At 70.0% G+C, this 7,621-nt stretch carries 7 protein-coding genes; 5 read left to right on the top strand and 2 right to left on the bottom strand.

Annotated features, from left to right (window positions below; genetic code table 11):
- Positions 1-67: 67 nt before the first annotated feature.
- Together AOK15_RS33715 and AOK15_RS33710 are read right to left on the bottom strand one after the other, a co-directional pair.
- The gene (locus AOK15_RS33715) at positions 68-1,405 is read right to left on the bottom strand and encodes a 6-phospho-beta-glucosidase (protein WP_055522117.1); all 1,338 of its coding nucleotides are present in this window, start codon (positions 1,403-1,405) and stop codon (positions 68-70) included.
- 276 nt (positions 1,406-1,681) lie between these two features.
- Entirely contained in the window at positions 1,682-2,431 is a 750-nt protein-coding gene (locus tag AOK15_RS33710) for a DeoR/GlpR family DNA-binding transcription regulator (RefSeq protein ID WP_055522116.1), read from the bottom strand.
- A 127-nt stretch (positions 2,432-2,558) separates the two neighbouring features.
- Here AOK15_RS33710 and AOK15_RS33705 point away from each other — a divergent pair, with 127 nt between their 5' ends.
- The 5 genes from AOK15_RS33705 to AOK15_RS33685 all read left to right on the top strand — a co-directional run.
- The gene (locus tag AOK15_RS33705) at positions 2,559-3,578 is read left to right on the top strand and encodes a carbohydrate kinase family protein (RefSeq protein ID WP_055522115.1); all 1,020 of its coding nucleotides are present in this window, start codon (positions 2,559-2,561) and stop codon (positions 3,576-3,578) included.
- A gap of 56 nt (positions 3,579-3,634) precedes the next feature.
- Positions 3,635-4,915 (top strand): ABC transporter substrate-binding protein, encoded by a 1,281-nt coding sequence (locus tag AOK15_RS33700; protein WP_055522114.1) that lies wholly within the window; start codon positions 3,635-3,637, stop codon positions 4,913-4,915.
- 124 nt (positions 4,916-5,039) lie between these two features.
- On the top strand, positions 5,040-5,924 hold the full coding sequence (locus tag AOK15_RS33695) for a carbohydrate ABC transporter permease (protein ID WP_055522119.1): 885 nt from the start codon (positions 5,040-5,042) through the stop codon (positions 5,922-5,924).
- Complete coding sequence (locus tag AOK15_RS33690; protein WP_055522113.1) at positions 5,921-6,790, top strand: carbohydrate ABC transporter permease; 870 nt, start codon at positions 5,921-5,923, stop codon at positions 6,788-6,790. Before AOK15_RS33695 ends, AOK15_RS33690 begins: the two co-directional genes overlap by 4 nt.
- 60 nt (positions 6,791-6,850) lie before the next feature.
- Positions 6,851-7,621, top strand: a 771-nt coding sequence (locus tag AOK15_RS33685) for an alkaline phosphatase family protein (protein WP_055522118.1), incomplete at its 3' end; no start/stop codon positions are given.

Raw genomic sequence — 7,621 nt, 5'->3', positions numbered from 1 at the left:
GGCCGGAGTCGGGGGCGGGAACGGCGGGCGGACGGAAAGCGCTTTCCCGCTCCCGTCGCGGAGGAGCCTACTTCAGGTACTCCAGGCCAGGGTGCACCGCCGTGTACCCCTCCACCAGGCGTCGGGCGACGTTGACCGAGTCGACCAGGGGATGCAGGGCGAAGGCCTTGACCGCGGTCGTGCGGGAGCCCGACTCGGCGGCGGCGAGGACCTCGCGCTCGACGGCCTTGACCGCGCAGACCAGGCCGGTGGCGTGGTCGGGCAGCGGGGCGACGGTGACCGGGTGGGCACCGTTGGCGTCGACCAGGCAGGGCACCTCGATGACCGCCTCGGTGTCGAGGACGGAGAGGGTGGACCGGTTGCGGACGTTGAGGATGAGGGTGGTGCGCTCGTCGCGGGCGATGGCCCGCATCAGGGCGAGGGCGACCTTCTCGTAGCCGCCGGAGAGGTCGTCGGCGTCGCGTTCGCCGGCGCCCGCGGTCTCGCGGTTCTCCGCCATGTACGTGGCCTCGCGCTCGGCGCGGGTGCGGTCCCATGCCTTGAGGGCGTGGGCGTCGGGGCGGCGCATCTCCTCGTAGAAGTGGGCCTGCTGGTCCTTGAGGAAGGCGCCGCGGGTCTTCTCGGCGGCCTGGTAGGCGCGGACCGCCTCGCGGTTGAAGTAGTAGTAGTGGAGGTACTCGTTGGGGACGGCGCCCAGGGACTGGAGCCAGTCGACGCCGAAGAGTTTGCCCTCCTCGAAGGAGCCGAGCAGATCGCGGTCGGCGAGGAGACGCGGGAGTTCGTCGCGGCCGGCGACACGCAGTCCGCGGACCCAGCCGAGGTGGTTGAGGCCGACGTAGTCGATCCAGGCCTCGCGGGGGTCGGCCCCGAGGACCCGGGCGATACGGCGGCCGAGGCCGACGGGTGAGTCGCAGATGCCGATGACGCGGTCGCCGAGGTGGCGGGACATGGCCTCGGTGACCAGGCCGGCCGGGTTGGTGAAGTTGATGACCCAGGCGTCGGGGGCGAGCCGGGCGACGCGCCGGGCGATGTCGACGGCGACGGGGACCGTCCGCAGCCCGTAGGCGATGCCGCCGGCGCCGACGGTCTCCTGACCGAGGACACCTTCGGCGAGGGCCACCTGTTCGTCGTGGGCCCGGCCCTCCAGACCGCCGACACGGATCGCGGAGAAGACGAAGTCGGCGCCGGTCAGGGCCTCGTCGAGGTCGGTGGTGGCGGTCACCTCGGGGGCGTCGGGGATGTCGGCGGCCTGCTCGGCGAGGACGCGGGTGACGGCGGAGAGCCGTTCGGCGTCCAGGTCGTGCAGGACGACATGGGTGACCCGGCCCTCGGCGCGGTCCCCGAGGAGCGCCCCGTACACGAGGGGCACACGGAATCCTCCGCCGCCCAGAATCGTCAGCTTCACGCAACTACCACCTTTGCCGATCGTGCATGTGTGCGGGCAGGCGCGGGGCCCGCCGTGCGGCCGTGGGGCCGCCCGGCGCGCGGGACCCGCGCCGTGGCGCGCGGGGGGTGCCGGTCGTCGGGACACGTGTCAGCCGGCCGCGCCCCTGTGCCGCCGTGGTCGCGGTGACGGGCGCGGGCCGGGCTGTCGTCGCGCACCGCACCGCCGCCCCGGGGAGCATGCCGCCTGAGCGGTGGATCATGCCTCCGACGGCGCGGTAGGTGCCCGGTGCGCGGTTCATGTGGTCACGACCTCGACCCCGGCCTCCTCGAAGGAGGAGCAGGTCGTCCCGTCCACGGGCGTGTTGGTGACCACGACGTCGAGTTCCCTGGGGCCGCAGACGCGCGCCATCCCCGTGCCGGGGAACTTCGCGGAGTCGGCGAGCAGGACCACCTTGTCGCTCGCCTTGATCATGGCGCGCTTGACCGGGACCTCGACGACGGTGGTGTCCATCACCTGCCCGCCGGGCCGTACCCCGCTGGTGCCGAGGAACAGCCAGTCCGCGTGCAGTTGACGGAGGTTGTCCTCGGTGAGGAAGCCGACGAGGGAGCGGTACTCACGGCGGACCATGCCGCCGAGCAGCACCAGCTCGATGCCCTCGTCGTCCGCGAGTTCCTCGTAGACCACCAGGTTGCTGGTGATCACGGTGAGCCTGCGGCCGTGCAGCTGCCGGGCCAGGCGGTAGGCGGTGGTCCCGATGTCGAGCAGCACGGACTGGCCGTCGCGGACCATGGAGGCGGCCCGCGCCGCTATCGCGTCCTTCTCGGCCACCCGGACCTCGGCGACCTCGGCGAAGGGCTGGTCGCCCTCGTCCACGACCGCCCCGCCGTGCACCCGGGTGAGCAGCCCTTCCTCCTCCAGCTTGACGAGGTCTCGCCGGATGGTGGCCGGGCTCACACCGAGCTGTTCGGACAGATCGGTCACGGCAGCGGGGCCGCCTGATCGCAGGGCCCGCAGGATGAGTTGGTGTCGTCTCTCTGCCAGCACGCGCTGAACAGTACTCGTCATCCTCAATCATTTCCATGCTCACTTCTGCTCGGGTATTGACCAATCTCTCGGATCGGCGCACGATTCCCGGCATCGAATTTGAAGAGTTCTGACGAGAGGTGCACGCGTGGACGACGACCGGCCCGATGTGCTGCTGACCGGGCTGCTCTTCTACGACCTCGTGCTCACGGGGCTGGGAAGGCCGCCGACTCCCGGCGAGGAGATCTGGACCGGCGGCATGGGCTGCGGACCCGGCGGCATCGCCAACCTGGCGGTGGCCACCGCCCGTTTCGGCCTGCGGACCTCCCTGGCCACGGTCTTCGGCGACGACTACTACGGCGGCTACTGCCGTGAGGTCCTCGCCGGGCAGGAGGGCGTGGACCTCTCGCTCTCGCGCACCGCGGACGACTGGCACACCCCCGTCACCGTCTCCCTGGCCCAGGGCCACGACCGGGCCCTCGTCACCCACGGCCAGGAGCCGCCGTACTCGCAGGACGCGCTGATGGGCGACCCGCCCGAGTCGCGTACCGCGCTCGTGCACATCGAGGCCGAGCCGCGCGAGTGGCTCGCCAAGGCGGCCGCGAACGGCACGCACATCTACGCGGACGTCGGGTGGGACCCCACCCAGGAGTGGTCGCGTGAACTCCTCGGCCAACTCGCCCTGTGCCACGCCTTCCTCCCCAACGAGACCGAGGCGATGGCCTACACCCGCACCGACAGCGCGGTGGCCGCGCTCGGCACGCTCTCCGAGCTGGTGCCGGTCGCGGTCGTCACCCGCGGCGGGGCCGGCGCGATCGGCGTCGACCAGACGACCGGCGAGTACGCCGAGGCCCCCGCCCTCGACGTGGATGTCCTCGACACCACCGGCGCCGGGGACGTGTTCGGCGCGAGTTTCGTCGCGGCCTCCCTCGGCGGCTGGCCACTGGAGGAACGGCTGCGGTTCGCCGTCCTGGCCGCCGGCCTGTCGGTGCGGCACCACGGCGGGGCGCTCGCCGCCCCCGGCTGGTACGGCGTCGAGCGCTGGTGGCGCTCGCTGACCGACCCCGCCCTCAAGAAGACCTACGGCTTCCTCGCGGACCGCATCCCGGCGGACACCGGACCACCGGTGCGCCACGCCCCGGTCACCCCACCCGCACGGCTGCCCTGAACCCCCCGGAAAAAACGCCCCTCAGTACCACGAACAGGAACAAACAGGAGTGTCCCGTGGACCTTTCTCGTAGAGGCTTCCTCCAGGCCGCCGTCTTCACCGCGGCAGCCTCCGGACTGACCGTCGCCTGTGGCGGCGGCTCGGAGTCCGGCGGTACCAAGAACGGCAAGAACCTGACCATGTGGTACTGGGGCGGCGCCCTCAGCGACAAGGTGGTCGCCGAGGCCAAGACGCACTTCACGAGCCGGATCAAGCTGACCAGCGCCTCCATCGGCGGCGACTTCAAGCAGAAGCTGACCACCACCCTCGCCGCGGGCGGCTCCTCCGTGCCCGACATCACGGGCATCAAGGGCGAGGACATCGCCTCGTTCCTGCCCAACGCCGACCGCTTCCTCGACCTGAACGACCTGGGCTTCAAGAAGGTTTCCTCCCAGTACCTGGAGTGGAAGACGAAGCTCGCCCAGACCAAGGACGGCAAGCAGATCGGCTTCCCGATCGACATCGGCCCCACCGCCCTCTTCTACCGCGCCGACCTGTTCGACAAGGCGGGCCTGCCCGACGACCCGGCCAAGGTCGCCGCCGAGGCGAAGACCTGGGACGACTACTTCGCGCTGGGCACCGAGCTGAAGAAGGCACTGCCCGGCACCTTCCTGGTCAACAACATGGGCTCGGTGTTCAACATCGCGGTCGGCCAGGGCACCAAGCGGTTCATCGACGAGGACAACCACTTCATCGGCGACCAGGACCACATACGCGCCGCGTGGAACACCGCGATCCGCGCCTACCGGCTCGGCCTCGACGCGAAGATCAACGACCAGAGCTGGAACTCCGCCGTCGGCAAGAGCCTGACCACCGAACTCGGGGCCGCCTGGCACGCGTTGGACATCGAGTCCGCGGCACCGGACACCAAGGGCAAGTGGCGGGTCTGCGCGACCCCCGGCGGCCCGGCGAACCAGGGCGGCTCCTATCTGACCCTGCCGAAGCAGTGCCGCAACCCCGAAGAGGCGTTCAAGATCATCAGCTGGATCCTGAGCCCCGACAACAACGCCAAGAGCTTCACCGACGCCGCCATCTTCCCCGCCTCCCCCGCCTCGTACGCGATGCTGGCCATGACGGGACCGGACGCCTTCTTCGGCGGACAGAAGATCATCGAGGTGTTCGGACCGGCCGCCGAGGCCATCCCGGTGAGCTACGAGGCGCCCGCCGACTCCGCGGTCATGGCGCCCTTCATGGCCGAGCTGACCAGCATCGAGGCCAAGGGCAAGAAGCCCGACGACGCCTGGAAGGACGCGGTCTCCCAGGCCAAGCAGATCGCCCGGCGACAGGGGGTGAGCTGAGGTGTCGTCACCTCCGGTCACCGGCCCCGCCGCGGTGCGCGAGCATCGCGGCGGGCCGGGCCCGGCCCGCTTCCGCCCGCGGCGCACCCCGCCCGCGGGCGCCGCTCGGCCCGTACGCCGCGGGGTGCTGTCGTACTGGCGGCAGTACCTGGCGATCTCGCCCTTCTATCTGATCTTCACGGTCTTCTCCTTCGGGCCCGTCTTCTACTCGCTGTATCTGGCGTTCCAGCGCTACGACGGGCTGGGCACCAAGCAGTTCGTGGGACTCCAGCAGTTCGAGTTCCTCTGGAACGACCCGGTCTTCTGGCTGTCGATCCGCAACACCCTGGTCATCTGGGTGCTGTCGACCGTTCCCACGCTCTTCGGCGCCCTCGTCCTCGCGACGCTGCTGCACTCGGTGCGCCGCTTCAAGGGCTTCTACCGCATCGCCCTCTACGTTCCGAACGTCACCTCGATCGTCGCCGTGGCGATCTTCTTCGGGGCGGTGTTCAGCAACGACTTCGGTCTGGTCAACGCGATCCTGGGCATGGTCGGCATCGATCCGGTGCCGTGGCTGAGCGATCCGTGGCTGATCAAGGTGGTCATCGCGCTGCTGATGACCTGGATGTGGACCGGCTACAACATGATCATCTATCTGGCGGGCCTCCAGGCGATCCCGCAGTCGGTCTACGAGGCGGCCAAAATCGACGGCGCCGGGCCCGTCCGGACGTTCTTCCGGATCACCATTCCGATCATGCGGCCGATCATCCTGTTCACCGTCGTCGTCTCCACGATCAACGGTCTGCAGAGCTTCAGCGAACCCCAGGTCCTGTTCGCCAGCAACGCCGCCAACCAGAACCTCGGCGGCCCCGGCCAGGCAGGTCTGACCACGCTGCTGTACTTCTACCAGTCGGCCTTCCTCGACAACGACTACGGCTACGGCGCGGCCATCGTGTGGGCCTTCTTCGTACTGATCATCGTGCTCGTCGTCATCAACTGGCGCATCGTGCAACGAGGGAGGAAGTCATGACGGCCACGGCCACCACCCGGCCGGTCAAGGGGGCGCGACGGCCCCGCCGCCCCAAGGGGCTGGGCACGCACGCCCTGCTCGTCCTGGCCGTCGTGATCTCGGTCTTCCCGTTCGTGTGGACGATCGTGATGGCGACCAACACCACCCGGGACATCTACCAGAGCCCGCCGAAGCTGACGTTCGGCTCGCATCTGCTGGAGAACATCCGCAACGTCCTCGACACCATCGACTTCTTCGGGTCGATGCTCAACACGGTCGTCGTCGCGTGTGTCACCACGGTGCTGGTGCTGTTCGTCGACTCCCTGGCGGCGTTCGCCTTCGCCAAGTTCGACTTCCCCGGCCGCAGGATCCTCTTCGGCACGCTGCTGGTGTTCATGATGCTGCCGCTCCAGCTGGCCGTCCTCCCGCAGTTCATCCTGATGTCGGAGGTCGGCTGGGTCGGCATGCTCAAGGCGCTGGTGTGGCCCGCCCTGTCCAACGCCTTCGGCATCTTCTGGCTGCGCCAGTACATCGAGAACGGTGTGCCCGACGAACTGCTCGACGCGGCGCGCATCGACGGCGCCGGGTTCTTCCGCCAGTACTGGAACGTCGCGCTGCCGATGATCAGGCCCGCGATGTCGTTCCTCGCCATCTACGCCTTCGTCGGCGCCTGGAACGACTACGTGTGGCCGCTGATCGTGCTCACCAACCCGGACCACGTCACGCTCCAGGTGGAGCTGGCCCAGCTCAACGTCGGCCACAACACGGACTACAGCATGGTCATGGCCGGTGTGCTCATGGCGTCCCTCCCGCTGGTGATCGTGTTCTCCGTCTTCGCCCGCGGATTCATCGCGGGAGCCACCGAGGGTGCGGTACAAGGCACCTAGGGGGTGCGGTGCGGGACATCCACAACACCCCCTGACCCGTGTCGAGAGAAGAGGTGCACCGTGGTGGATGTCGTCGGAGCGGGACGACCGGAGCGGGGCAAGGTGCTCGTGGTGGGCATGGACGGACTGCGCTTCGACCGGCTGACGCGGTCGCCGTCCACGGCTCCCGTCCTGCACGGCCTGATGGCCGCCGGCGCCTACGGCAGCAGTCTGCTGCCGTACGGCGAGGCGGACGGCGAGGCCGGGCACGGGCCGACCACGAGCGTGGCCTACACGGACTCGGGGCCGGGCTGGTCGAGCGTCATGACCGGGGTGTGGCCCGACCGGCACGGGGTGACGGGCAACGACTTCGTCGGCGCCGACTACGCCCGCTACCCCGACTTCCTCACCCGCGCCGCCTCCGTGCGGCCGGGCCTGCGCACGGCGGCCGCCGTGTCCTGGCCGACCCTGATCCGCCGCGGCACCCTCGGCCGCGGCATCGGCCGGCGGGTGCGCTTCAACGGCGAACGCCGCGGCTACGGGACAGCGGACCGCCTCGTCGCCCGTACCGCCCTGCGCTGGCTCACCAAGAGGGACCCCGACGCCCTGTTCGTCTATCTGGGCGCCACCGACGAGGCCGGCCACGACACCGGTCCCCTCTCCCCCGCCTACGACCAGGCGCTCCTCGACCAGGACGCCCACCTCGGGCGGCTGCTGGACGCCATCGAGGCCCGGCGCCGCGACCCCGCCCGCGCGGACGAGCGGTGGACGGTGCTGGTCACCACGGACCACGGGCACCGTGACGGTGGCGGCCACGGCGGCGACAGCCACGCCGAGCGCGAGGTGTTCGTC

Source organism: Streptomyces ossamyceticus (assembly GCF_001418475.1).
Lineage (GTDB): Bacteria > Actinomycetota > Actinomycetes > Streptomycetales > Streptomycetaceae > Streptomyces > Streptomyces ossamyceticus.
Note: the sequence above shows the minus strand (reverse complement) of the source record. Positions and strands in the feature narration are given on the sequence as shown.